This window comes from Streptococcus sanguinis, from assembly GCF_008329445.1.
In the GTDB taxonomy this organism is placed as follows: Bacteria; Bacillota; Bacilli; order Lactobacillales; family Streptococcaceae; genus Streptococcus; species Streptococcus sanguinis_O.
In genome coordinates this window covers 380,003-406,277 of the sequence record NZ_VIBR01000001.1, presented here as the reverse complement: position 1 = coordinate 406,277, position 26,275 = coordinate 380,003, and the positions used below count along the sequence as shown (strand labels likewise).

25 protein-coding genes are annotated in these 26,275 nt (G+C 40.5%); 10 read left to right on the top strand and 15 right to left on the bottom strand.

The features are described from left to right. Positions 1-44: 44 nt before the first annotated feature. The 7 genes from yghU to FKX92_RS02050 form a co-directional block, all read right to left on the bottom strand. Entirely contained in the window at positions 45-833 is a 789-nt protein-coding gene (yghU, locus tag FKX92_RS02080) for a glutathione-dependent disulfide-bond oxidoreductase (protein ID WP_149565373.1), read from the bottom strand. Positions 834-900: 67 nt separating this feature from the next. Further along, the gene (locus FKX92_RS02075; protein ID WP_149565372.1) at positions 901-1,581 is read right to left on the bottom strand and encodes a DnaD domain-containing protein; all 681 of its coding nucleotides are present in this window, start codon (positions 1,579-1,581) and stop codon (positions 901-903) included. Between the two features lie 8 nt (positions 1,582-1,589). After that, the gene (gene metA / locus FKX92_RS02070) at positions 1,590-2,531 is read right to left on the bottom strand and encodes a homoserine O-acetyltransferase MetA (RefSeq protein WP_149565371.1); all 942 of its coding nucleotides are present in this window, start codon (positions 2,529-2,531) and stop codon (positions 1,590-1,592) included. A gap of 147 nt (positions 2,532-2,678) precedes the next feature. Continuing rightward, positions 2,679-3,191 carry an adenine phosphoribosyltransferase gene (locus FKX92_RS02065; RefSeq protein WP_002897341.1) on the bottom strand — a complete coding sequence of 171 codons (513 nt, stop codon included), beginning with the start codon at positions 3,189-3,191 and terminating at the stop codon, positions 2,679-2,681. A 185-nt stretch (positions 3,192-3,376) separates the two neighbouring features. Then, positions 3,377-3,904 carry a hypothetical protein gene (locus tag FKX92_RS02060; RefSeq protein ID WP_149565370.1) on the bottom strand — a complete coding sequence of 176 codons (528 nt, stop codon included), beginning with the start codon at positions 3,902-3,904 and terminating at the stop codon, positions 3,377-3,379. 46 nt (positions 3,905-3,950) lie between these two features. Continuing rightward, positions 3,951-6,170 (bottom strand): single-stranded-DNA-specific exonuclease RecJ, encoded by a 2,220-nt coding sequence (gene recJ, locus FKX92_RS02055; RefSeq protein ID WP_149565369.1) that lies wholly within the window; start codon positions 6,168-6,170, stop codon positions 3,951-3,953. 105 nt (positions 6,171-6,275) lie between these two features. After that, positions 6,276-6,866 carry an HD domain-containing protein gene (locus FKX92_RS02050; RefSeq protein ID WP_002924279.1) on the bottom strand — a complete coding sequence of 197 codons (591 nt, stop codon included), beginning with the start codon at positions 6,864-6,866 and terminating at the stop codon, positions 6,276-6,278. Between the two features lie 154 nt (positions 6,867-7,020). On the opposite strand from FKX92_RS02050, the gene FKX92_RS02045 reads away from it, so the two are divergent. The 10 genes from FKX92_RS02045 (at position 7,021) to FKX92_RS02000 (ending at position 19,237) form a co-directional block, all read left to right on the top strand. Further along, positions 7,021-8,157 (top strand): phosphoribosyltransferase domain-containing protein, encoded by a 1,137-nt coding sequence (locus FKX92_RS02045; protein ID WP_149565368.1) that lies wholly within the window; start codon positions 7,021-7,023, stop codon positions 8,155-8,157. Between the two features lie 11 nt (positions 8,158-8,168). Continuing rightward, the gene (locus FKX92_RS02040; RefSeq protein ID WP_149565367.1) at positions 8,169-9,260 is read left to right on the top strand and encodes a cysteine protease StiP family protein; all 1,092 of its coding nucleotides are present in this window, start codon (positions 8,169-8,171) and stop codon (positions 9,258-9,260) included. 188 nt (positions 9,261-9,448) lie between these two features. Next, positions 9,449-11,017: a YceG family protein gene (locus FKX92_RS02035; RefSeq protein ID WP_149565366.1), complete on the top strand. Its 1,569-nt coding sequence runs from the start codon at positions 9,449-9,451 to the stop codon at positions 11,015-11,017. A gap of 15 nt (positions 11,018-11,032) precedes the next feature. Further along, positions 11,033-12,163, top strand: coding sequence for a toxic anion resistance protein (locus FKX92_RS02030; RefSeq protein WP_002900107.1), 1,131 nt, complete (start codon positions 11,033-11,035; stop codon positions 12,161-12,163). Between the two features lie 92 nt (positions 12,164-12,255). Continuing rightward, positions 12,256-12,855 (top strand): TerD family protein, encoded by a 600-nt coding sequence (locus FKX92_RS02025; protein WP_002900106.1) that lies wholly within the window; start codon positions 12,256-12,258, stop codon positions 12,853-12,855. 25 nt (positions 12,856-12,880) lie between these two features. Further along, positions 12,881-13,576, top strand: a complete 696-nt coding sequence (locus FKX92_RS02020) for a TerD family protein (protein ID WP_002912730.1) — start codon at positions 12,881-12,883, stop codon at positions 13,574-13,576. A gap of 17 nt (positions 13,577-13,593) precedes the next feature. After that, positions 13,594-14,232 carry a TerD family protein gene (locus FKX92_RS02015; RefSeq protein WP_002900104.1) on the top strand — a complete coding sequence of 213 codons (639 nt, stop codon included), beginning with the start codon at positions 13,594-13,596 and terminating at the stop codon, positions 14,230-14,232. Positions 14,233-14,332: 100 nt separating this feature from the next. Then, on the top strand, positions 14,333-16,972 hold the full coding sequence (locus tag FKX92_RS02010; RefSeq protein WP_002920884.1) for a calcium-translocating P-type ATPase, PMCA-type: 2,640 nt from the start codon (positions 14,333-14,335) through the stop codon (positions 16,970-16,972). Positions 16,973-17,355: 383 nt separating this feature from the next. Further along, positions 17,356-18,138: an HAD family hydrolase gene (locus tag FKX92_RS02005; RefSeq protein ID WP_149565365.1), complete on the top strand. Its 783-nt coding sequence runs from the start codon at positions 17,356-17,358 to the stop codon at positions 18,136-18,138. A 22-nt stretch (positions 18,139-18,160) separates the two neighbouring features. Further along, positions 18,161-19,237, top strand: a complete 1,077-nt coding sequence (locus FKX92_RS02000; RefSeq protein WP_049553320.1) for an HpcH/HpaI aldolase/citrate lyase family protein — start codon at positions 18,161-18,163, stop codon at positions 19,235-19,237. A gap of 144 nt (positions 19,238-19,381) precedes the next feature. On the opposite strand, the gene FKX92_RS01995 is transcribed toward FKX92_RS02000, so the two are convergent. From FKX92_RS01995 to miaA, 8 genes are read right to left on the bottom strand one after another with little or no spacing between them, the layout of a single operon-like run. Beyond that, positions 19,382-20,410 carry an acyltransferase family protein gene (locus FKX92_RS01995; RefSeq protein ID WP_049553319.1) on the bottom strand — a complete coding sequence of 343 codons (1,029 nt, stop codon included), beginning with the start codon at positions 20,408-20,410 and terminating at the stop codon, positions 19,382-19,384. 57 nt (positions 20,411-20,467) lie between these two features. Beyond that, positions 20,468-21,178: a class I SAM-dependent methyltransferase gene (locus tag FKX92_RS01990; protein ID WP_049553318.1), complete on the bottom strand. Its 711-nt coding sequence runs from the start codon at positions 21,176-21,178 to the stop codon at positions 20,468-20,470. 6 nt (positions 21,179-21,184) lie between these two features. Continuing rightward, complete coding sequence (locus FKX92_RS01985) at positions 21,185-21,940, bottom strand: SDR family NAD(P)-dependent oxidoreductase (RefSeq protein WP_149565364.1); 756 nt, start codon at positions 21,938-21,940, stop codon at positions 21,185-21,187. Between the two features lie 28 nt (positions 21,941-21,968). Beyond that, positions 21,969-22,460, bottom strand: coding sequence for a DUF7832 domain-containing protein (locus FKX92_RS01980; protein ID WP_125401963.1), 492 nt, complete (start codon positions 22,458-22,460; stop codon positions 21,969-21,971). 39 nt (positions 22,461-22,499) lie between these two features. Beyond that, complete coding sequence (gene rnz / locus FKX92_RS01975) at positions 22,500-23,429, bottom strand: ribonuclease Z (protein ID WP_149565363.1); 930 nt, start codon at positions 23,427-23,429, stop codon at positions 22,500-22,502. Positions 23,430-23,439: 10 nt separating this feature from the next. After that, the gene (locus FKX92_RS01970; RefSeq protein ID WP_002924267.1) at positions 23,440-24,063 is read right to left on the bottom strand and encodes a hypothetical protein; all 624 of its coding nucleotides are present in this window, start codon (positions 24,061-24,063) and stop codon (positions 23,440-23,442) included. Continuing rightward, positions 24,056-25,294 carry a GTPase HflX gene (hflX, locus tag FKX92_RS01965; protein WP_149565362.1) on the bottom strand — a complete coding sequence of 413 codons (1,239 nt, stop codon included), beginning with the start codon at positions 25,292-25,294 and terminating at the stop codon, positions 24,056-24,058. The genes FKX92_RS01970 and hflX overlap by 8 nt, the downstream gene beginning before the upstream one ends. Before the next feature lie 31 nt (positions 25,295-25,325). Further along, entirely contained in the window at positions 25,326-26,210 is an 885-nt protein-coding gene (miaA, locus tag FKX92_RS01960; protein ID WP_149565361.1) for a tRNA (adenosine(37)-N6)-dimethylallyltransferase MiaA, read from the bottom strand. Positions 26,211-26,275: the final 65 nt, after the last annotated feature.

Genomic DNA, 26,275 nt, shown 5'->3' with positions numbered 1-26,275 from the left:
CTCGCCACTTGATGATGGGGTGTTTGTTCCTACCCGACACTTATTTATTTGATTTCCTGATACTCAGCAGCTAAACCGCGCTGGACTGCCGGACGAGCTGCAATCTTCTCCGCCCAAGCAGATAGATGTTTGTAGGATGCAGCATCCAAGAACTCAGCTGCGCCTGGATAGAGCTTATCCTGAACTAACTGACCATACCAAGACCAGATAGCAATATCAGCAATACTGTAGTCTTCTCCAGCGATATAAGCTTTCTTAGCCAATTCTTTGTCTAATAAATCCAGCTGTCTCTTGGCTTCCATGGTAAAGCGGTTGATAGGATATTCTAGCTTTTCTGGAGCATAGTTAAAGAAATGACCGAAACCACCGCCCAAGAAGGGCGCCGCGCCTGTCTGCCAGAAGAGCCAGTTGAGCACCTCAGTCCGACCGGCCAAATCTGACGGAATCAGCTTTCCAAACTTCTCTGCCAGATAGAGCAGGATATTTGCTGATTCAAAGACAGGAATCGGCTTATGACCTGACTGGTCCAACAAGGCCGGAATCTTGGAGTTGGGATTGATTTTCACAAAATCTGAGCCAAATTGGTCGCCGTCCATAATGCTGATCTTATAGAGGTCATAGGCTGACTCTGTCACCCCTGCTGCCAGCAGTTCCTCCAGCATAATCGTCACCTTGACTCCATTAGGAGTCCCAAGCGAATAAAGCTGAAAAGGCTCTCTACCAACAGGAAGCTTCTGCTCAAAGCGAGCACCTGCAGTAGGCTGATTGATACCTGAAAATTTTCCTTGGTCGCTGTCCGCAGCAGACCAGACTTTTGGCAATTGATACGTCATACTTTTCTCCTTTTTTATAAAACCAAGGGCCTGTCATATCTAACAGGCCACTATAAATCTAATAAAGTCAGTCCTTCCACAAATTCATGGCATTGAGGAAATCATCTGAAACGGTCACATTTTGAGGATTAGCTGCTTCACGTTCTTCCCGTTTGGCATCTACCTGAGCAAGCGTAGTGATGCCTTCCTTGCGCCAATTGCGCAAGATAGCCTGAATATACTTCCAGTTGGCCTTGCCATTAAACACAGCCTCACGAAGGGCAGCCTTGACCAAGTCAGGATTGGTTTTATCGTCTTGAACAGTCTTGGTCAAATCCTCAATTTCAAAGGGTGTCAAGAGACGGCCCAGCTCCTGCTGGAAAGTCTCCACCAAGTCTTTCAAGACATTCTGAGGCGCCTTTGCCACAGTCTGCAGACCGCTTTTGGCTGCCAGCAGTTCATCTAGCTTTTCTAAAGCTGGTGAAGCATCAAAGATAACCTCTGTCTCTCCATTCAGTTCAATGGTTTTATACTGCAAGAGACCTTTCTCCGTCAGATGGGACATAGAGCGATTGACTTCTGACAGAGTCTTGCCAATATGCTCCGCAATCTGACTAGGCGCTAGCTCTTCCAAGGAAGTCGTATTTTGCAGATAGAAAAACTGCCAGACCAAAAAATCATCGCTGGAATCAAAGATGTCCTTAAAATGTAAAAGAAGGGCGCTCGGGATTACTAGATTACCCGATTTAAAAGCTGATAAATAAGTCATGTCACCTCTTATAGATAAGCAAAAAACGATACATCATTTTCAGGACTTTCCCAGTCAAAAGGTGTCTCCTGATAGACAGCATAATTAACCCAATTGCTGAAAAAGAGTGCAGCAGCCGAACTCCAGCGTAAGACCGGTGTCGCATGGACATCATCGTTTTTGAAATAATTCTCTGGAATGTGTGGATTCTTCCCTGCCTTCAAGTCGCGGAAATACTCCTTGGATAGAGTATCGCGGTCGTATTCCATGTGACCGAAGCTATATACTTCTCGCAAGTCTCGGCTAGCCAACACAGAGAGGCCCGTATCCTCTCCATATGAGAGAATTTCCAGATTGGTCAGATTGACAATATCTTCCTTCAGAACTTCAGTATGACGGGAATGCGGCGCATAAAACTCATCGTCAAAGCCACGAAAAAGCAGATTGCTGCTGTCAGCCGACTGGCTATAAACACCCGATAATTTGCGCGTCATCTGGTGCTTGTCCACGCCGTAGCGAGCGTAAAGTCCAGCCTGAGCTCCCCAACAGATATGCAGAGTCGAAAAGACATGGGTCTTGGACCATTCAATCACCTGCTGGAACTCTTCCCAGTAGTCCACCGATTCAAATGGCAGATGTTCTACTGGCGCACCAGTGATAATCAAGCCATCAAAATAGCGATTTTTGACCTCATCGAAAGTCTTATAGAAAGTCTCCATATGCTCTGCACGTGTCGTTTTAGACTGATGAGAGCTCATGTAGAGGAAGTCAATAGTCAACTGCAGCGGAGTATTAGCCAAGTGGCGCAGTATCTGAGTCTCTGTCACCATTTTCTGGGGCATGAGATTGAGTACCAGAATATTCAGAGGGCGGATATCCTGATGGTCCGCCCTGTCGTCATCCATGACAAAGATATTCTCAGAACTTAAAATGTCAACAGCTGGCAGTTTCTTATCAATCTTAATTGGCATGAAAATATCTCCTTCAATCGTTAGAAAGGCTTGGAAATACTTTTCCAGCCTATTCTTTGTTTATCCAATGTACTTTCATTATACTGAAAGGAGATATAGTTTTCAATTATACTTTTTCTCTAACTAGATATAGCTAAAAACTATGTATTAATAGTGCATCAGAACCTTGTAGTCGTAATCGCCGATAACTTCGCGACCCTTGAGCTCATCCAGCTCAATAAGGAAGGCACAGCCAGCTACTACACCACCAAGGCGCTCAATCATCTCAATCGTTGCCTTCACTGTTCCACCAGTCGCAAGGAGATCATCTACGATTAGAACGCGCTGACCTGGCTTGATAGCATCGGCATGCATGGTTAGGGTATCAACACCGTACTCTTTTTCATAGTCAGCTGAGATAACCTCACGAGGAAGCTTACCAGGCTTGCGGACTGGAGCAAAGCCGATTCCTAACTCAAAGGCAACTGGACAGCCCACAATAAAGCCACGAGCTTCCGGTCCAACGATCATGTCAATCTTCTTGTCTGTAGCATATTGCACAATCTCACGAACAGCGTAGCTATAAGCATTTCCGTCTGCCATCAGCGGGCTGATATCACGGAATGTCACGCCCTCCTTTGGATAATTTTCGATTGTTGCAATGTAGTCTTTTAAATTCATGATATACTTTCTTTCAAAAAAATTTTTTACTCTCTATTATATCACTTTTTCATCCAAATGGTAATAGAAAACTTACTTTTTATTGGTATCTATTATTTAATCTGAAAAATCATGTCTGAGTCATTTATAGACCATCATATTGAGGACGGGATTGAGTTGGTTATTCTTTTCTAAGCAAGTCAAAATCAGATATATTGCTCTAAATAAAGTGGCGTTGCTATTTCTTGTTCATAATTTTTTACAATATCCTTCGTAAATAAGCCTAATAAGTTCAAATCATTAGATGGTTTAATCTCAAATGTTGAAAATACAGAGTTTTCAAGAAAATTATGCAATTCTTTATAATTTTTCACATAACTATACCCCTGAGGAGCCTTAAATTTCGGCGATAATTCTTTAGCTTGTTTTAACGATATAGGCGAGTCAAAAATAGATAGGGAATAAATTGGAGAAAAATACTTAGCACCTTCTTGCAAATGATTTTCCAAATATAAACGACTACTATTTTCTAAATCTGAATTTTCTAAAAAGTTTTGGATCTTATTACGCTGACCTAAAATCATTTTTCCGACAATCATCTTAACGGGTGAGGAAAGATATAAATAAGCTACCGTTTCTTTTTCAGGAATCCTTGAACGATATTCAAAATGCTTTTTTCCTGTTAGCAAAGCTTTAAAAAATTCTGGTTTAAAGCTCAGGATAATTTCATTCATCTAAAATGTTCTCCTTTGCAAGACTTTAGCTTAGTCTGGTACCCTCTCATCTCTCCATCAAATAATCATAAATCTCCTGCACAGTGCCCAGTGCCATGAGTTCTTGCTCTTTGACTAGGCGCTTGAGATCTTGGTAAATACGACTGCTTTCAATTTCTTTCTTTTCAGCTTCTTTATTGACCGTCATGACGCCTTCGGTGATGCTGACAAAGCCCAGCTCTTCAAAAATCTGAATCATTTTGACCAAGAGAATTGGGTCAATTTTCAGATAAGCTGCTAGGTCCTTGAGCTTATAGCGTACATCAAACTCGGGGAACTGATAGATAGTCTTGTAGAGTTTGGCAAACTGCTCACGGTTGCCATAACCAGTCAGATAATAAGGCTTGGCAATCTCATTCTTAAAGTAAATCGCTTCGAAATCCTGTGATTGAAGAATCTTCTTCAAGACCTGCAAATCATCAGGAAAGTCGTAAACTAAAACTGCTCTGCTATTTGTCAAATCTGGCAATTCCTCTGTGAAACGCAAGACTGGAACCTTGTCAGGCAGCGTCGCATTTTTGCTGCGGATATTGAAAAGCTGAACGCCGTCCACACGAGCATCTACCAGCATGAGCTGGAGACTGGTCTGTCCATTCCATTTATTGACAGAGAGGCTGACAGCCAGCTCCAGATTCTTGGTTTGGGCAAACTCTGTCGCCAGGCTTCCTTGCCCAAAAGCTACTACTTCAAAAGATGCATCTTCCTGAGAAATTTTCAGCTTAAGATGACTGTTGCCAGCCCCCATAGTCCGAGCATTGTCCACTTTAAAGTCCTTGAGGTAAAAGAGTGGCTTCTTATTGTCCATACCAAAAGGCGCCAGTTTTTCAAAGCTTTTGAGTGTATCCAAGGTCAGTTCTGGTAGGTGTAGCTCCTCATCTAAATACAGGGCTGTTTTGCCAGTCAAATCCAAATCATTGTCTAAGATGTAAGCTGTCAAGATGTCAGCAAGCTCCGCCAGCTTGTCTGCTTCAAGGGTCATACCAGCTGCTCCGGCATGGCCGCCAAAAGCTACAAAAAGGTCACGGTGGCTGTCCAAGGCCTCAAAGATATTGACCGCTTCAATACTGCGGGCGCTACCCTTAGCGATACCATCCTCAATATTGAGCACTATGACTGGCTGGTGCAAGTCTTCCAGCAAGCGCCCAGCGACAATTCCTAGCACACCAGGATTCCAGCCTTCCTTAGCCAGCACTTGCACTGGTCTCTTAGGATCCAGCATGGTTTGTGCTTCTTCATAAATCTGCTGGACGATTTCCTTGCGCTCATCATTTTTCTGGTTGATCATGAGAGCAATGTCATGAGCTTCGTCGTCGTCAAAGCCTGTTAAAAGCTCAACCGCCGGATTTGGATCATCCAGCCGTCCCAAGGCATTGAGTCGGGGAGCAAGCTGGAAACCAACCGTTTCTTCGTCTAGCTCATCTGGCTGAATGCCTGCAATTTTGAAGAGTTCCTGAAGTCCTACTCTCTGGGTATTTTTGAGAACAGAAAGGCCATATTTAACCAGAATCCGATTTTCCCCCGTCAGACTGACCATATCAGCGATGGTCCCAATGGCCACTAAGTCCAAAAGTTCGACTTGGACTTCTTCCAACAAGGCTGTTGCTAGCTTAAAAGCCACCCCACAGCCAGCCAGATGCTTGAAAGGGTAATCCGCTCCGCTATGCTCTGGATGGACAATCGCATAGGCGTTTGGCAGCTCCTCAGGCATGGAGTGATGATCCGTCACGATGACATCCACTCCCAGAGACTGGGCCAGCTCGATAGCTTCAAGTCCCGCTACTCCATTATCCACTGTAATAATGAGCGAAACTCCTTGATTTTCAATAAAATATTTGTAAACACTGCTATTAGGGCCATAGCCATCCGTAAAGCGATTGGGCAGATAGACCTGACACTCAGCCCCCAGCTGCTCCAAGGCTTCCTTGACAATCGATGCCGAGGTCATCCCATCAGCATCGTAATCGCCATAGATCAAAATCTGCTCGTAATTCTCAATCGCTGCGCGAATGCGCTCCACTGCCCGCTCCATATCATGCAGGTCATAAGGATCGTGAAGCTGGTCTAAACTAGGCTCCAAAAATTCCTGTAAAGCCTCTTCAGTCTGAACACCTCTTTGGTAAAGAAGACTGGCAGCGGCGGGGTCTAATCCAGCTTTCTTAGTCTTTTTTAAAAATTTTTCGTCTGTAAAATTTGTGGCAAACTGCCAGTCGTATTTTGAGCTAATCATGATAAGTGAGACACTTTCTCCGTTCAATCTTGTCTGAATATTATAACATGAAAAGACTGGTTCAACCAGTCTCAAACTTCTTATCTTCGAGCAAGATTCTCAGACTCACTCATCTAGATAAAGTCCCTTAGCAACGCTTTGGTCAATAACTTCCTGAGCTAATTCCCAAAGAGTTTCAGAGGTCTCTTGGATAAAGGATTTCTTAGAAATAACCTGCGACTTGGTCAGGCCATGAGGGTTGTCATGGGGCTGAGCAACTTCCAAGTGATTGAGCAGAGGAACCAGAGCGTCCAGCACTCGAGCATATTTAGCCTCTATGCTAATGCCGGTTTCAAATTCCTGCCAAAGCTCTAAAAAGGAATCCTGCTGATCTAACGGCAACTTGCCCAAACTGATTTTCAAGGACTCAAGCTCTCTATCGTAAGAATCGCTCTTGCCTACATCGTCAAAGATAAAAGTATCGCCAGCATATATTTCGCTCAAATCATGAATCAGTAACATAGACATGACCTTTTCCAGATTGACTTCTTCGGGGATATATTCTCGAAAAACTAGCGCCATGAGCGCCCCCTGCCAACTATGCTCAGCAGAATTCTCAAAACGATAAGCGTCCAAGGTCCGATTGTTTCGATGAGTGGCTTTCAGTTTTTCCAGCTCATTGGTAAAAGCTAACTGCTGCTGTAGACGTTCAAGCATGTGGAACTCCTTTGAAATGTTTTTATTATTATACCACAATAGCGCTAATAAGATTGTTCAGATTTGTTTGAAGTATTAAAGTGACAGTTGAGCTAATTAGTGATATACTAAGACAATAAAGGTTAATTAATTGCAAATTTTGAAAGGAATAATAATGACCTATCTTTTAAAAGTAGAAGATTTTGTTAATATAGAAGAAAATAAGAGTTCCTTCGTTATCAATGATCTGGTTGCTATTTGCAAGCGAAGTAATAATCCCAATCGAGACTATTTATTTGTTAATAAATATCAAGCTAAACATTATCCTGTTAAAGCCCATAACACGTTGCAACTATTTTCCGAACTCTATCAAGAAATAAAAAGGCAAATTCCTTCTGACAAGCGTATTTTAGTTGTTGGTTTTTCTGAGACGGCTACTGGAATCGCTCAGGCAATCATGCATATGGCCTTGGAAAACAAAGATTTAAATACTGTCTTTTATTTACAGACTACTCGAGAAAGCATTAATACGGATATCCAAAATATCTCTTTCGAAGAAGAGCATTCACATGCAAGTACACAAAAATTATATTACCGCTCAGATATTCCTGACTACGATACTGTTTTGTTTATTGAAGATGAAATAACAACAGGAAATACAATTGTTAACTTTATTGAAAAATTTCAAAAAATTAAAGACGGTATTTCTTTTGCAGCCGCTTCTATATTAAACTGGCAAAATACAAAGAATCGTAAGATTTTTCAAGAAAAAGGAATCAAAAGAATATACCTAGTCAGTGGTCAAATGAGAGATAATACTCCACTCATAGAGCTGAAAGAAACAATACTGGAAAAACCAAGACTAACTTCAGACGTTCACTATCATTTATCTGACAAGCTCAATCCTCGAACAGGTCTCACTAAAGAAGAGTTTTTAGTCTTCCAAGAAACTGCTCTAAATCGATTGACTTCGCAAATCTCTCGGAAATCTAAAGAAGAAACAATAGCTGTCATTGGAACTGAGGAAAATATGTGGTTACCAATTAGGCTAGCCCAAGAACTTGATGCAGAGGTTCGCTCCACTACAAGAAGTCCTATTTCCCTCTCCAGTGAATACAATTATCTTTTCCATAACGGCTTAGCTTTAGCCAGTGCTTACGAAACGAATAGAATGACTTTCCTTTACGATATTGAACGTCATTATGACCAAATTATCATCGTCTATGAGGTTATGACTGATGCATTTCGAGCAACTCTTCAAAATAAACTGCAGCCCTTTAGTAAGCAAACACTAATTTTTGTTAAACAATAAGAAAGGCTTTTATGAATTTAGTAAAAACTAGTTACCCTGAAACCGATGTAACCATCCTCTTACAAGATGTGCGTGGAAAGGTTCCTGTATTAGACACTGCTGAAAGAGAAAAGTTAAATCAACAGGGCGTTCATTATTCCGAAATGCTACCTCTAGAATATGCCCCAACAGAGCGCTATATGAAAATCTATCAAGAAAGCCTCGCAACTCTTTCTTTTGAGACTGCTAACGCTATAGCAAGTCTTTCTGAAAAGATTTTTAAGAAAAAAGGAGAAAATCTTGTTTTAGTTTCCTTAGCAAGGGCAGGGACTCCTATAGGTATTCTAATAAAAAGGTACCTTCACTATAAATATCAGCTTGATGTGCCACATTATAGTATTTCTATCATTCGAGGTAAAGGGATTGACATAGCCGCCATGAATATTATAGCCAACAAGCACCATCCTAAAGATATTCAATTTGTGGATGGTTGGGTTGGAAAAGGAGCAATAAATACCGTCCTGGAAGAAGCCTGCCAGAGGTTAGCAGAGGAAAACAAACTCTTTTCCGAACTAGATCCTACTCTAGCTGTACTCAGTGATCCAGCTTCAGTAACACCGCTTTATGGTACACGTCAGGACTTTTTAATCCCTAGCGCTTGCTTAAATGCTACTGTCAGCGGCCTCGTCAGCAGGACGGTCAAATTAAAAGAAATGAGCGATGACGAGCTTCACGGAGCTGTTTATTATGCAGAAAACGAAGCTTACGACCATTCATTGGAATTCTTAGATAAAGTGCAATCCTATTTTGACCAAGTTCAATTAGATTATTTTAATCCTTCACAAGAAGAGCTCAATGAGGATTTCAAAGGATTGGACGAAGTTAAGAAAATCGCCCAATCCTACAACATTAGTGATATCAATAAAATAAAACCAGGAGTTGGTGAGACAACTAGAGTTCTGCTTAGGCGCCTTCCAGACAGGGTGTTAATTAGAGAAAAGGCTAATCAAAAATACCTTAAACATATCCTTCAATTATGTGAAGAAAAGCAGATCCCAATCGAATATGTCAACCTACAGAAATATAATGTTTGTGGCATTATAAAGGAAGTCGCTGATTTATAGTTTATCTCTTGACAAAGACCATTTTATAAATATACAATGGTATCTATAAAGCAGGGGAGAGCAGACTTTAATAAGCTATCTCCAGTGATTTAGGAGGTACAAAGCAAACCATCTGCACTCTTCGTTTAACTTTTATACAAAGAAGACAAAAGATGTGACATTATAATCGTAGAAAGCAGGTATATTTCATGTCGACCAGTCTGCAAAATCTGCCCTTTGAACTTTGGCGTTCAATCACAGAACGAAAAGGAATACAAGCCACTTTCGCTCCTGTTTTTACACGATATATCGGGGTTGAAAATCAAAGTAAATATGATAGTGTATTAAGAACTATTTTGGTAAAAGCTCAAGAGGATTCAACTCACACTATTTACTTTGACGGCCAAATCCCAATGGATGCAGATTTTGATTTCATTAACAGCATAAAAAACGAGCTTGCTTCAATGGAAGTTAGTCAAATAGCCAGTCAGGATATTACACTCTTTGAAGATGCAGAGCTCAATCATCAATTTCTGATTGCTCTTGAATATATAACAAACCTTGCTATCCGTCAGGAAAATTTCCTGAATAACAGCGTGAGAAATAATTTTATATGCAAAATGCTACTCTATGCATACTTACATATTTTCAGCTTATCCTATCAAGATAGAGATTACCTTACAAACAAGTGCATCTACTATGGTAGTATTTCCAAACACGATATATATTTCTTGCTGTTACTTAATCGCTTCGGATTTGATGTCATTTATATCAATCCACTAAAAGATGATGAAAATTTTGCTCTAGTTGACTCTGATCAAATCAGTACTGTCCATAAAAACACTCAAATCCTGCCTATCCAAAGTTGGGCAGAAAGAGCTAAAAATGGACAAATTATAGAGGAAAATCGTTCAATTACACTGGATATAGAAACACAAATTGAAGAACAGTTATTTACAAATTCTGGCATTTATAGGCCTTGGCAGTTCCGAAATGGAACGACAAGCCCCATTTTTTTCAATTCAACTTTAATAGATGTAGAACAAAATTGGAACGCACCCGCAAAAGTTCGGAACGGATTTAAGACCGTTGAGAAAACAGTCTACGTCCCACATTTCTTTTTTGAAATAGAGGGAGAATATAATCCAATTGACAAGTACGCCCACTTGGTCAATATCTGTTCTTCGTCTGACAATACGCTCGTTTTAACATCCAATGGTGATGAACTGATTACTCATGAAATAAATGATTCCGATAAATATCAGCTTATGTTTTGTCAACTCAGTAATGGAAGTTTTGATATTGAGGAGATTATGAAGCTCCCATTCTATCGCTATGCTCCTTATAACGATGAAACAGAAAAATTCCTTCTCAATAAGATTAACGAAACCATTGCAGATACTCGACTGTTCAAACAACCATTGACAGTATCCAAAGAAGAAATATTAAACTTTGCACTGTTGATTCTACAGTTGGATAAAAGAGTAATACGACTCATAGATAGCTTTGATTTTACCGGCTTTATACCCAAGATTGTCTTTTTCTTGGAAGGCGAAACTCAGTTATCAAAAAATACGTGCTATGTCCTTGCCTATCTTGGAAAAATTGGTTTTGACATCATCATTTTTTCACCTGCCGGCTTATCTGACCTGAACTCTTACATTAATGCAGAGTACTTTAACACTGTCAGATTAGATGTTATAAACTATGAGCAAAGTTTTCAAGCTATTCAACGAAAGCTGAAAAAACAAAATTTCTTCAGTAAACTTTTTAATTAAAGAAAGGAAAACAATATGCCTATCAACACAGGAAGTTTTGATTCAACTCCACAAGAGATTGAATCAACTGAACTTGAACTTGCTAAACCAGAAGTCCTAGCTGACAACTTAGCCTATAAGCAAAAGCTAAGATCACTGCCTGAGGTTCAGAACCTCACCAATGAGATTGATATTACTAATGTCAACTCAATTATGGCTTTCGGTCAAAAACCGAGTGAAGGGATTTCTCAAATGTCTGATGCTCTATTATCTTCCATGCGAAGGGTAGATGCAGAGGAAGCTTCTCGAATGCTCGTTCAACTTACTAAAATCATGGATAAATTCGATATTAAAGAAATTGAAAATCCAGAAAAAGCATCTGCTCTGCAAAAATTATTTGGCAAAATAAAGAATAGTATTGATAAACTTTTTGCCAAATATGAAGATATGGGTAAAGAGGTTGATCAGATTTATACCATATTGAAGCAATATGAAGTTCAGATTCACCAAACCCAAGAAAATTTGGAAAAACAATATAAAACTAATGTAGCTTACTATGAAGAATTAGAAAAATATATTGTTGCTGGTGAGATTGCTCAAGAAGAAATCGAAGAATACAGCAATCAGATTGCGGCTCGTACGGATATAACAGAGCAAGAAAAACAAACTCAACAGCAAAAGCTAAGCATGATTAAAGATATGCTCGCACAGCGAACATATGACTTGCAAATTGCTGAAAACGTGGCCATGCAAACCTGTCCTATGATTCAGACCATGCAAATGTCTAACTTTAATCTGATGCGGAAAATCAATTCTTCCTTTATTATCACATTGCCAATCTTCAAGCAATGTTTGGTTCAAGCTATTCAATTAAAAAGACAGGAAATTCAAGCTAAGTCTATCAAACAATTGGATGAAAAAACCAATGAACTTCTAATTCGTAATGCACAAAACACTGCTAATCAATCTGTAAATATTGCTCGTATGGCTGGTGGAAGCTCTATTCAAATGGAGACTCTTCGTACAACTTATGAGACAATCAAAAAAGGAATTGAAGAAACCAAGCAGATCAATAATCAAATTGCTGAAAAACGAAAAAGTGATTCTATTGAGTTAGAACATATGAAATCTGACATGGCTGAAAAAGGTTTTATAAGCGGTCATTGATAACACTTAAAATATGGTAACAATAAATCTTACTTGGCTTTCCTTAAGCTAAAGAGTTTTAAAAATATTATGATTCAGAAAGGAATATCTATATGGATTTCACTAATTTAAACTCTGGCAGCTCTGCTGCTCCTCTTAACCTCTCTAAAGGGAGCGTTTTAGATTTAACAAAGCAGGCTCCTGCATTAAAAAATTGTATTCTAGGCGGCGGCTGGGATATGGCTGTTGCAGGACCAACTGCTGACCTAGACTTAGCTGCCTTCCTAGTTGAAGAAAGCGGTCGTGTTGCACAAGTACCGAATGATGTTATTTTCTTCAATAATATGTCTGCAGCTGGAATTCGTCTTGAAGGTGATAATCGTACTGGAGAAGGCGAAGGCGACGACGAACGAATCCAAATTAATCTTGATGCAATCGAACCTCGAATTAAGAAAATTGTCTTCTTCATTACTATTTTTGATGCAGTCACTAAACGTCAGACTTTTGGCATGATTAAAAATGCTTTTGTCCGCCTTCTAGATGCCGATAATAACGAACAGGAAATCTGCCGCTATGAATTGAGTGACAGTTATTCTGCTGATACTTCTGTAACAGCTTGTTCCCTTAGTAGGACAGCTAATGGCTGGGCTTTTGAAGCAATCGGTGAGGGAGCTATCGCTGACCTCAACCAACTCTTGTCTCGCTATATGTAATTAAGAAAATAGAAAGGAAAATATTATGGGACTTTTTGGTAAATTATTTGGTGGAGATGAGCAACAAACTCAAGCTCCTGTTGCTAACACACCTATTCAAACTGCTAGTACGGAAGGACGTGAAGTTACACTCGATTTAAATAAAGGAGGCATGCTCAACCTTGCAAAAAATGACTTCCTTAATCTTTCTAAAACAGATTTCTCTTTAGAAAATATTCGTGTATCAGCAGGATGGGATGTTAAGACAAGTCTCTTTGGCTCTGACTTTGACCTTGATCTTTGTGCCTTCCTTCTTGATTCTTCTGGCCATCTGACTCGTTCAGTTAATAATCTTGTCTATTTCAGTAAAAAGAAATCTCAGGGTATTCAATTAGATCATGATAACCTTACCGGTGCTGGTGACGGTGATGATGAAAACATGTTTGTGAATTTCAATAATATTCATCCAGACGTGGCTCAAATCGTTGTAGCAGTTGTTATCTATTCTGGTCAAAATCGCAAACAATATTTTGGCCAGGTAAAGAATGCCTACGTTCGTTTAGTTGATCAGGCACAACGTCCTGAAAAAGAAATCGCTCGCTTCAATCTATCAGAAGATGGTGGCAAAGCGACGGCCGTTAAATTTGCTGAACTTACACGTACTGTCAATGGTTGGACTTTCAAAGCAGTTGGAGAATACCTAAACGCTTCAATCCAAGACATTGAAAAATCTTACCGTTAATCAGAAAGGAATCTCTCATGGCTATTAATTTCACCTCACTTGGCGGACCTGCCAATCCTACTCCAACACCCACTGAAGTTGCTCCTGCAACAGGAGGTGTATCTCTTGATTTAGAAAAAAATACTATCCTGGACTTAGCTAAAGCTGCTCCAGGCCTTACAAAAGTTGACTTATGCGCTGGTTGGGATATCTCTGCCGGTGGTGCAGATTTTGACCTTGATATTTCTGCTTTCCTATTGAATGAGGCAGGCAAAATTACTTCTGCTAGTGATGTTATTTTTTATAATAACAAAACTGCTCCCGGTATTCACTTAAATGGTGATAATCGTACTGGTGCAGGTGATGGTGATGATGAAGTTATCAATTTGGATTTAGCTGCTCTCTCACCAAGTATCCATAAGGTCATTTGTGCCGTTACTATCGATCAGGCTATAACCCGTCGTCAAACATTTGGCATGGTTAATAATTCCTATGTTCGCTTAGTTAATGCAGAGAACAATTCTGAACTTTGCAAGTTCCAGCTTAAAGATGATTATTCTACCGACACAGCTGTTGTTTTTGCAGAACTGGTAAAAGATGGTTCAACTTGGGCCTTCCACACCATCGGTGAAGGTAAGCAGGCTGATTTAAATGGTATAGCTGCACTCTTTAGCTAAAGACAAACAGTTGCCAAATCAAGTTTTATTGACATACAAAAAAAGAGACTGAACACTATTGTCTCAGCCTCTTTATTTTTAGAAAGGACAAATAAACCAAATGAATAACTTTAAAGGGCTAAGCTCAGCTGAGGTTGCAGCAAGCAAGTCAGCCCATGGAGATAATAAACTTTCCAGTAAAGAAGCCAACTCACTTCTTTCAATATTTATTGAAGCTTTCAAGGATCAGTGGATTTTGATTCTGCTTGCGGCCTTAGGTCTCAAAATTATTTTCAACTTTATCGGCATGATTTTCCCAGGTATTGGTGAAGCAAATTGGTACGAAGCAATTTCCTTGATTTTTGCCATTCTCCTGTCAACAGGATTTTCTGCTATCTCACAATATCAAAATGAGCAAAAGTTTAATACATTACAAGAAGAAGCCAGCAAAACTAATGCTAAAGTCTATCGCGACGGTAAACTTAAAGAAATTTTAGTAGATGATATTGTCAAAGGAGACCAAATTCTTCTTCAAACTGGTGATAAAATCCCAGTTGACGGGATTATTCTTGCTGGAGAATTAAAGGTAAATCAAGCTATCTTGAATGGGGAAAGTGAAGATGCTACAAAAATCGCTTTAGGTGATAATGCAGAACCAGATAGTCAGGACCTCTTTACAGAATTAAAAATCTTCCGTGGGACTGTGGTAACATCTGGTGAAGCTGTTATGGAAGCAACTGATATTGGTGACCATACTGTTCTTGGAAGCATCAATACCTCTCTCCAAGAGGATGGGAAAGATTCTCCATCAAAAGAGAAATTGAACAAACTGGCAGAAAATATTGGCGTTCTTGGATACAGTGCTGGTGCGGCTTACTCTGTCATCAACCTTGTTCTTGGTTTTCTTGCTTTAAATACTGCAAACAATTTGAATCTTTCATCTATTTTCTTATTAGTCATTGAAACAATTCTCTTTGCAGTGACTATCATTATCATGGCAGTTCCAGAAGGATTGCCTATGATGCTGGCTCTTGTGTCTTCAATGAACTCAGGCCGCTTGCTAGCTCAGAATATTCTAGTTCGTCATCCTGATACTATTGAAACAGCTGGTTATATGAATATCCTTTTCAGCGATAAAACTGGAACAATTACAGAAGGGAAACTATCTGTTGTTGATTTCTTCCTTGGCAATGGAACTCTTTATGAGACAACTGATGAGAGTTCTGCTGCTGATTTCTCGAATATGTCTGAAAAGTTACTCAAGCAAGTTATTCATGGCATTGGTTTAAATAATGACGCTAATATAGCAGATGGTATAGCTGTCGGAAGTAACGCAACTGACCGTGCTCTTTTAGATTTTCTAATCAACCGCAATCTCTTAGATTTTGATACAAACACTATTGCTGAAAAAGAACAGTTTAACTCTGCTAAAAAATATGCTAGTGTTACGACTAAGTCAGGCGAAATTTACATCAAAGGAGCACCAGAATTTATTTTAGATGATTGTCATTTCTATCTTGATAAAGACGGAAATAAGACTGCTTTTACTACTTCTGATAAAGATAAATTCTCTGCACTCTCTTTGGAACAGGCTAATCGTTCTATGCGTCTTCTCGCTATTCTTAAAAAAGAAGGTTCAGATAAAATCTTGATTGCTATTGTATGTATTCGAGACAATGTACGGGATTCTATTAAACAAACTGTTGAAACAATGAACAAAGCTGGAGTTCAAGTAGTTATGGTTACAGGAGACCGTAAAGAAACAGCTATTGCCATTGCTAAAGAAGCTGGAATTGTTACCAGTGATACAGATTTAATCCTAACTCATGATGAGCTAGAAAACCTCTCTGACGAAGAATTAAAAGCGCAACTCCCTAATATGAAAGTAGTAAGCCGCGCCTTACCTATGGATAAGAAGCGCTTAATTGAAGCAGCTCAAGACCTTGATATGGTTTGTGGTATGACTGGTGATGGAGTAAACGACTCACCTGCTCTTAAAGCTGCTGACGTTGGTTTCTCTATGGGAGACGGAACTGAGGTTGCCCGTGAAGCCTCTGATATTGTTATTTTAAACAATAGTTTGACGTCTATCGAAAAAGCTGTGCTTTACGGCCGGACAATGAGCAAATCAGTTAGCAAATTCATTATTTTCCAGCTGACAGTTAATGTAACTACTATTGCTATGTCTCTTCTCTCTCCTCTTTTCGGTCTGAAAGAGCCATTTACAATCATTCAAATCCTTTGGATTAACCTTATCATGGATACACTAGCTGCTTTGGCATTTGGTGAAGAACCTACCTTAGATCGTTACATGAATGAAAAACCAGTGGCTAAAAAAGCTAATATTCTAACAAAGTATATGAAGTCTGCTATTGGAGTTGCTAGCATTTTCATTACTATTGTTTGTCTTGCTATTCTTAAAAATGTAGCTGGTATTCAAGATTTCATCACTAATGGAACTGGAAACTTTGAAATGGTAACTACCTTCACCTTTACTGTGTTTATCTATGCGATTATCTTCAATTCCCTCAATACTCGCAGTACTGGTCTTAATGTTTTTGAGCATATTTCAGAAAACAAAAAATTCTCGATTGTCATGATTTCCATTGCTATCGTTCAATCTTTAATCATTCAGTTTGGTGGACAGGTCTTCAATACTGTTCCTATGGATATTGAACACTATATTGTAGCACTTGCTATTGCTGTTCTGATTATCCCTATAGACTTCATCCGAAAAGCTCTTACAAAAAATAAATCTTAGTTATAGAAAGGCTGAAACACTAGTGTTTCAGCCTTTACTTATCAACTCTTTTAGTGAAGTGACTATGAATACTTCATGAACAGGGAAAATTTATCCATGACAATAATCTACTTGATTCTTTATAAATGCTTCCAAGACTAGACTTATCGGCTCTTTTATAGTAAGATTGGTATAGTTTGATGAATTGCACACTTTGATAACTAAAATTTATTCTCTTAAGTCATTTAAGATTATAATATTGTTTCATTTAAGTTTGACAAAAATTTTAAGACAATCAATCTAACTTTAATAACCTTTAAATATAACTGCTTGAAATTAAAAAAGAAATTTTTGTTTTCTATTAAAATTTTACAACTATCAGTCCCAAAAAAGAGAGGAATATTATGCTTTTTGCTACTGATTTAGATCGAACCATCATTTATTCTAATAAGTTTGTTGAAAATTATCAGACTGTTTCTTGTGTAGAACATCTAGACGGACGTGAAATCTCCTATATGAGCCATAGAGCATTGGAATTACTTGCTCAAGCCAAAACTCGATGCGATATCCATTTGGTTCCAATTACAACTCGCTCGCTAGCGCAGTTCTCACGCATTATCCCCCTACAAGACTGCCCTTATGCTGTTGTTGCTAATGGCGGAATCATTCTGCATAAAGGTCAACCTTTAAAAGTCTGGCAGGAACACATCGAAAGAACTCGACAAATACAAGCATTGGATTATCCTAAAATCTTAGATATTTTAACTAAATATCAAAAATACTTAACTAGAACTCCATCTTTGGTTGACAATTTATTCTTTTTTACTAAAGTTACCGAAGATCAGGATATCGTTCAAGAGTTTATCTTGCCAAGTCTTGAAAAAGATTTAAAAGATTTAGAATGGACTTTCACTCTTCAGGGGCTTAAACTTTACATCATCCCTAAAGAAATTTCTAAAGAAAACGCTCTTTCTTTTTTAAAAGACTATCTCAAAGAAGAATTTCTAATTACTTCGGGTGACGGAAAATTAGATGCTGGCTTCTTATCTTTAGGCGATATAAAAATGATACCAAAGAACAGTGAAGTTTACCAGCTTATCAATAATAAAGATGGCTATATGATTGTTAATCAAGGAATAGAAGGCGCTGAGGATATTCTTTCAGTAGTCCTCGAACAAAAAACTTAAAAGTGTTGAATGGAAGATTTGAATGAAATTTACTTATGATTCTATACCCCTATTTAAAGAAGGATGCCAATTTAATCAAAATTCCCCAAAAGATTTATTGCAATATGCAATAGCTGGACTTCTTTATATGCCCGCTCATCGAACTCAGATAGTTGATGAAATCATTGCTGGCCTCCATCCTTGCTGTAGCTCAATCTGTCTAGATCTAGAAGATTCTATTGGAGATGGAACTGTTCATCAAGCTGAATTACAACTCTTTGAGACTTTAGACAAACTGAATCAAGCCTTGGAAACTGGCCAGCTAGATTTTGATTCTCTCCCTTTAATTTTTATCCGAGTCCGTTCTTCCCAACAATTTAATCAAATGCTCGAGCATTCTTCTCCTGATATCTTTAAACTAGTTTCTGGATTTAATTTTCCTAAATTTGATTCTACTACTGCTCCTGCCTACCTTCAAGTTTTCGACAATTTTAGCAAAAGAACAAATCAAACATTTTACATAATGCCAATTCTTGAAAGCGAGAGCATCATGAAAAAGAATACCAGAATGGAAGAACTTCTTTTTATATCAGAGTTATTAAAACCCTATAAGGAGCAAGTTTTAAATATCCGTGTGGGAGCAACTGATTTTAGTAATATTTTCGGTATTCGTCGTAATGTCCACCAGACTATCTACGATGTTAAACTTATTGCTGACTGTCTAACAGATATCTTAAATATTTTTTCCGCAGATTATATCTGTTCTGGACCAGTATGGGAATACTTTAATAGCCGTTTTCAAGATGGGAATTGGGCTCATGGATTGAAAAAAGAGCTAGAATTAGACAGACTTAATGGATTCATTGGAAAAACTTGCATCCATCCTTCTCAGCTAAGCCTTATTGCTGAGAATAACATTGTTAGTATAGAAGACTACCAAGATGCTCTGACAATTCTTAACACAAATCAGCAGCAAATTGGTGTAATAAAAGGATATAAAGAAAACCGGATGAATGAAATGAAGCCGCATAGCAAATGGGCAAAGAAAATTATCCAGTTAGCAACAGTCTATGGCATAGCTGAAGGAGATAATACAAAAGATAATTCACTGAAATCGTAGAACGACATATAATGGGTGTTCTGCCTAACTTTTTCCTTGACTAAAAACACACGCATTAAAACTGAACTTAATGCGTGTGTTTTATTTTAGATAAAGAAATAGCAACTATTCATCTTAAACATGCCAAATTTTTTAGCGATAAATTTAACCTTTCCCTCGCCATCGAATCACTAATTCTGACGTCAGATGGGTCAGGATAATCGTCAGAAGGAAGGCCCAACGGCCATTTTCCCACTTGGTCAGCTGCTGGGATTTGAGCAGAAAGAAAGATAACTCAATAAAGATAGGATGGAGAAAGAAATAATGGATACTTAAATCTTTTAAATGTCGCCAGTTTTTTTCACGCTTCCACTGAGTTTTTAACAGCCAATTGAATAAGAAGAGCGTAAAGGGAATGAGAGCAAAGAAAAAGTTTTTATCCAGTCCCTGCCTCATGTAAACCAGTATTCCTTCGCCTGCCAGGAAAAGACTTGCCAACAGAAGAGACAGCCAGCGTTTTTTCTGAAATAAGGCTATCTGCCCGTAATCAGCTAGAAAGTAGCCTAAATAGATAAAAATGGGCGTATAGAAGAGGCCATTCCTGCTAGTGAAAAAGAGCTTGGCATAGACATCGTACCAGTCCGTCAGCAGACTAGGCGACAGATAGGCGTGATAAGTCTCAATAGCACCTAAGGCGTAGAGAATTAACAAAAGGGCAAATGTTTTCTTGGGACCCAACTTCCTATACAAAAAATGGACCAGCAGCAAACCTAAGAGAAAGGCAGGAATATACCAGAGCTGGTAGCTCATTCCGATGTAGAGGAGCGCTGCTAGAATAGCCAGAGGAGCTAGATAGAGGGGCAAATGCAGAGATTGGAAATAAGTCAAAGCGTAGGGAAGGTAGACCAGACTCCAAAAACCATAGACCTTTAAAATACCTTTAATATACAGAGTCAGTTTCGTAGAACCGTGCTCTCGCTTCCAGCGTAATCGGAAAAAATAGGCTGAAGAAATTAAAAAGAAAGGGACCGCCATGCGACCAAACATACTCTTTTGAATAAAATGCAGGGCTTCATGTTCAAAAAGCCTCTGGCAATGGACCATAATCACTAAAACTGAAGCAATATATTGAAAAAGGCTGAGCAGGGCATAATTGACAGGTTGCTCTGGCTCTATGACTCCTCTCCTTTGCATCAAGCTTTCTCCTTACGAGGTTTGTTTAAGATGTAAATGAACACTTTTTCATTCAATTTAGGACTTGACTAGCCAAACATGCTGAAAGGCAGCGATGTCCCGATAAGGTGATTGGTTGCAGACAGCCAGCTCCATCTCAAGCATCTTTTCAGCCCAGTCAGGGGCAGTTTTGTAGTCATTGGATTGCAGCCCATAAAAAATTCGTACTCCTTGATAATCCTCAACTTCTAATGGAAGACCTGAAATCACTTCTTTAATCTGATAGACCTTAGCAGCCCCCATGCTGTGGGTTTGATATGCCTCACCCGCCAAAAGCTGCTTGGCCTTTTCTGGGTCATTTTCAAAAACCACTGTATGCATAACTCGTCCAACCTCGTGATGCTTAACCAGAGAAATTTTGCCGTCCTTTTTTAAGAGACGGGAAAATTCTGCTAAATACAGATCAGGGTCAGATACATACTCTAAAACATTATGACAGACGATGACATCAAAAAACTGGTCTGGCAATGTTTGCAGAAGCTCCAAGCTGCCTTGCAATTGCTCATAGGAAAAGTCCTGCTTGCGCTCAGCAATCATTTCTGGGCTCGGCTCAATGGCGGTCACTTGGTTCTTTTCCGCTAGAAAATCAGCCACAATCCCAAAACCGCTACCGAAATCAAGAATTTTCTGGCCCTTAAGTGACTCAAGAAAGGCAAAAATAATATCATACTGAAGTTTGCCCCAAGGCGCCTGCAGATGAGCCTTGTAGGCTTGTAGATTTGCTGTCATGAAACCTCACTTATAGTTAAACATATTGGCTGCCATCTTGTCGGCAATTCTTGGAAAAAGGGTATAAAGCTTGTGAGCTAGATTGAGAATCCCTGGTAGATTCATTTCCCGCTTCTTTTTGCCAAAGGAACTGACAATTTTGCTCGCTACAAAGTCAGGCTCAAGGATATACTTGTCGACTGCTTTTACATAGGAACCGTCAGGATCTGCTTGATCGAAAAAGGAAGTTTTGATAGGACCTGGGTTCACCGTCGTGACATAGACCCCAAAAGGCAGGAGTTCCAAACGCAGGGCGTTGGAAAAACCAATAGCCGCAAACTTAGTCGCCGAATAAAGACTAGACTTGCTACTGGCAATGAGGCCGGCCATACTAACGATATTGACGATATGTCCTTGACCTGCCTGCTTCATGCGAGCTCCAAAGATCCGGGACAGGTTCATCAGGGCAAAGGTGTTGACATCAAACATGGCCTCGATATCATTTGAGCTGATTTTGTCAAATTCTTCAAAAATCCCATAGCCAGCGTTATTGACTAGTACATCGACGTGGCCGTACTGACTGTCAATCCGCTCAGCAAATCTTTCCAAAGCTGAGCTATCTGTGATATCCAGCTCCACTAAGTCAAGATTTTCCCTTTCTCCATATAGTTTTTCCAGCTTAGCCTTGCTCCGTCCGACCAAAATCAGTCGGTCATGGGGCAAGAGCTTAACCATTTCCTGAGCCAGCCCACCGCTAGCCCCTGTGATGATGATGGTGCGCATCTCTATCCCTTTCAAAGTGTTGATCGTTTTAATGAAATCTTTTTCCAGCTAAATAGTCAGCATAGGCTTGATCAATGACAGGAGCAAAAAGATGATAATCCTCCCAGCTACCTAAAAATTCCAAAGGTAGGTCGTACAAGTCATCGACTACAAATTTGGAGTAATCCTTCATATACTGATGTTCATAGTAATCGTTCACAAAAGCCTGAAAATCCTTTTTGATATCCATTGTTCCTAATTTTCCGTCACACCAGTCTAGAACATAATCTACACCCAAAGTTTGCTCGTCTTTGACACTTTGAAATGATGTTTCTTCATCAGAAATCATCATTTCCTTTGCATCATGCTGGATGAGCCAAGTAACGAAGAAGCCAATGTGATTCGCAGCCCAACGATGAACCTCTCGGTAATCATCTTGTGTTAATTCTTCATTTTCTAAGTTATAACTATAAATATAGTTGGTTAATGCATCTTCAAAATACCAATCAGCTTTATCAAATAAACGATTTTCAACTGTCATCTTATTTTCCTCTCAACGAAACTGTCCGAGACTGTAAAATCATATATCCACCTCTTCCAAGTCTTTGACCACATGGACGTTGTCAAAGACAGCGCTGGCATCGCGACGCATTTGGCTGATGTCCTTGGCCAAAAAGCGAGCACTGATATGATTGAGCAGGAGGCGCTTAGCGCCGGCTTCCTTGGCTACTTCTGCTGCCTGCATATTAGTAGAGTGACCGTGATTACGGGCCAATTTTTCGTCTCCCTTGCCATAGGTCGCTTCATGAACCAGCACATCTGCAGCCACAGCCAAGCGGACGCTGGCAGCAGTCTTCCGAGTATCACCCAGAATAGCAATGGTCTTGCCTGGACGAGGGGCTGAGATATAGTCGGCTGCGATGATTTTGGTCCCATCTTCTAGGACGATATCCTGACCGTTCTTGACCTTGCCAAAGAGGGGACCAAAAGGTACGCCCGCTGCCCGTAGTTTGTCTGCATCCAGCGTTCCTTCCAAATCTTTCTGCATCACCCGATAGCCCACACAGAAAATCGTGTGATCCAGCTTATCCGCATAAACTGTGAACTTGTCCGTTTCAAGAATCTTGCCCAGACTATTTTCATCAAACTCATGAAAATCAATCCGATAAGGCAGACGAGAACCTGACACACGCAGGCTAGACAGGACAAAGTTCTTAATGCCTTTGGGACCAAAAATCTCTAGGTCCGTCTGATCTTCATTAGCCTGAAAAGAACGACTGGACAGAAAGCCCGGCAAGCCAAAAATATGGTCGCCATGCAGATGCGTGATGAAAATCTTGCTGATTTTGCGCGGTTTAATCGTCGTCTCCAAGATCTGGTGCTGAGTACCTTCACCGCAGTCAAACATCCAGACCTCATTGATTTCCTCCAAAAGCTTGAGGACAAGGCTGGACACATTGCGAGCCTTGGATGGCTGACCGGCTCCGGTTCCTAAAAATTGTAATTGCATGTTTTTCTTTCTAAATGATATAAATCATGGCAGAGCGATTCTGCGAGTGATAGTATTTCCTGCCAGCATAGGACTGAGCTAGCTGACTGACTTCATCTTGATTGTAGCCCAGAACTCTCTGGCTGCCATCCGCTAGCTGCTGCCAATCGGTCAAAGCAGTCAGCGCCTGACTGTCCACGACTTGAGATTCTGCTTTGAGAGGTGCCATTTTTATTCTCCCAGCTTCTTCGTAGACCAAGTACTGCGGAAAGACTTGGGCGATTTCAAAGAGCAGGTCAGCTGTTACCGGCTCTGGCTTTTCAGGGAAGACCAAGCCGACTTCCTCGCTCTCATAGCAAAATCCATAGGACTTGCCAGAAAGATTAAGCCGTACAAAAGGTTTATTTTCTACAAAGCTAGGCTCCGTATTCCACAAGTCCAGCGCCTGGCTAATCTCTAAAAAATAGGCTGTCGCGGCTTCCGGACTTTTCTTTTGATAAAGCTCAGCAAAGTAAGCATTGATAACGCTGGGCGGCGGTGTGATGAAGCTACGTTTCTGCTCTTCTGTCAGGCCAGCCAATACTTGCTTTAAGTAAACCCTGTCTAGGCTAGTAAAACCGCCGTATTTCAGGGCCAAGTCAATATAATCAGTCATAAAATTCTTCCAGTTTCCATTTGTTTTTCTCGGCAATCCAGCCTGAAATGGTTTCGATATCGTCTATGTATTCTCGATTCCCCATAATTGCGACTTTCTCTAAATCATGAATTTTATAGGCTTTAGCCGGCGCTACCTTGATAGTAAAAGGCAAAAAAAGCTCTTTCATCCGCTCCAGCAGGACTTGCTGCAACACAGCTCTGCTATTGTCCGCCTTAGCCGAAATCAAAGAATAGGGAGTCAGGGTCGGAGTGAAATGCTCAGCCTTGTCCGCTTTGTTATAGAGTGTCAACCGGGGAATATCCAGCATGTCCAGCTCCTTCATGATATCCAGGACAGTCTTTTCATGTTCCTCATGATGAGGGTCACTAGCGTCAATAACATGGACCAGCAAATCAACATTTTTACTCTCTTCCAGTGTGGATTTAAAGCTTGATACCAGCTCTGTCGGCAAATCCTGAATGAAGCCAACTGTGTCCGTCAGAGTGACATTGAGCTGGCCGCTGAGATTGATGTTCTTAGTCGTGGCGTCTAGCGTCGCAAAGAGTTCGTCGGCCTCATACTGGCTCTTGCTGGTCAAGCAGTTCATAATAGTGGACTTTCCAGCATTGGTGTAGCCGATGAGACCGATTTTGAAAATACTGGATTCCAGCCGTTTTTCACGAACGGTAGCCCGATTTTTCTCGACAGCCTTGAGCTGGCGCTCAATATCATGAATCTGATTGCGGACACTGCGTCGATTGAGCTCCAGCTGGCTTTCACCAGGACCGCGGGAGCCGATTCCACCTGCCTGACGGCTGAGCATAATACCCTGCCCAACCAAGCGAGGCAGCAGGTACTTGAGTTGGGCCAGGTGCACCTGAAGTTTGCCCTCATGACTCCTAGCCCTCATGGCAAAAATATCTAAAATCAGCTGCATACGGTCAATGACCTTAACGCCCAAGCTTTCCTCCAGATTGACATTTTGGCGAGGTGTCAGACGGTTATTGACGATGACGGTCGAAATCTCTTCGGCATCAACCATCTGCCGGATTTCTTCTAACTTACCAGAACCGACAAAGGTCTTGCTGTCATACTTTTCCCGCTTCTGGCTATAGGAACCGACTGCCTCAGCCCCTGCGGTCTTAGCTAGACTTTGCAGTTCCTCCATGGATAGGTCAAAATTCTCCGTGTCTGCTAGCTCCACACCGACCAGAAAGACACGCTCTGTTTTTTTCTCTGTTTCTATCATCTCATATCCTTACTAAGACTTGGTCAACCAGCTACTTGTCCAAAAACTTCCTGATGTCTTCCATGACCTGATTTTTGTAGTCTGAATTTCCCACCTGATAGAAGGTCACGGACATCCGGTTGCGAAACCAAGTCAGCTGGCGCTTGGCGAAACGACGGGTATTCTGCTTGAGCTTGTCTACTGCCTCTTCAAGGCTCATCTGACCTTCAAAGTAGGGGAAAAGTTCCTTGTAGCCGATACCCTTGCTGGCTTGACTGGTCGGAGCTTTCTCAAACAGCCAACGTGCTTCTTCTAAAAGTCCGGCTTCTATCATCAGATCAACCCGCCGATTGATTCGCTCATAAAGTCGCTCCCGCTCATCATCTAGACAAATCAGCAGGGCTTCATAGTCTGGTTGATTGTTTTCTAGTTGACCACCTAACTGAGCAATCTCAAGCGCCCTCATAGCCCTGCGTCGATTCAGTTGGGGAATCTCGATACCCAGCTCTGCTATTTTTTTAAACAAATCCTCATCTGACCAACTGTCCAGCTGCGCCCGATATGTCAGAATCTCCTCGTGAGGGACGGTTCCGCCCAGATGGTAGCCTTCAAGCAAGCTCTGGATATAGAGCCCTGTGCCGCCGCAAATGATGGGCAGCTGACCTTGAGCCGCAATCTCGCGAATAGCCTGAGCCGCCTCAGTCACAAAATCATAGGCTGAGTAGCTTTCTCCAACCTTCCGCACATCCAGCAGATGATGGGGAATGCCCTCTTGCTCTTCAGGACGAATCTTAGCCGTGCCAATATCCAAGCCACGATAGACCTGCTGGCTGTCACCACTGATGATCTGGCCATTGAAGCGCTTGGCTACCTCAATACTCAGAGCTGTTTTTCCAACTGCCGTAGGCCCCACTATCACAATTATCTTGGTTTTCATCGTTTTTCCTTGAAAAAATTTTGATTTTTCGTTACTATTAATTATAACATAAATAATAAAAGTTC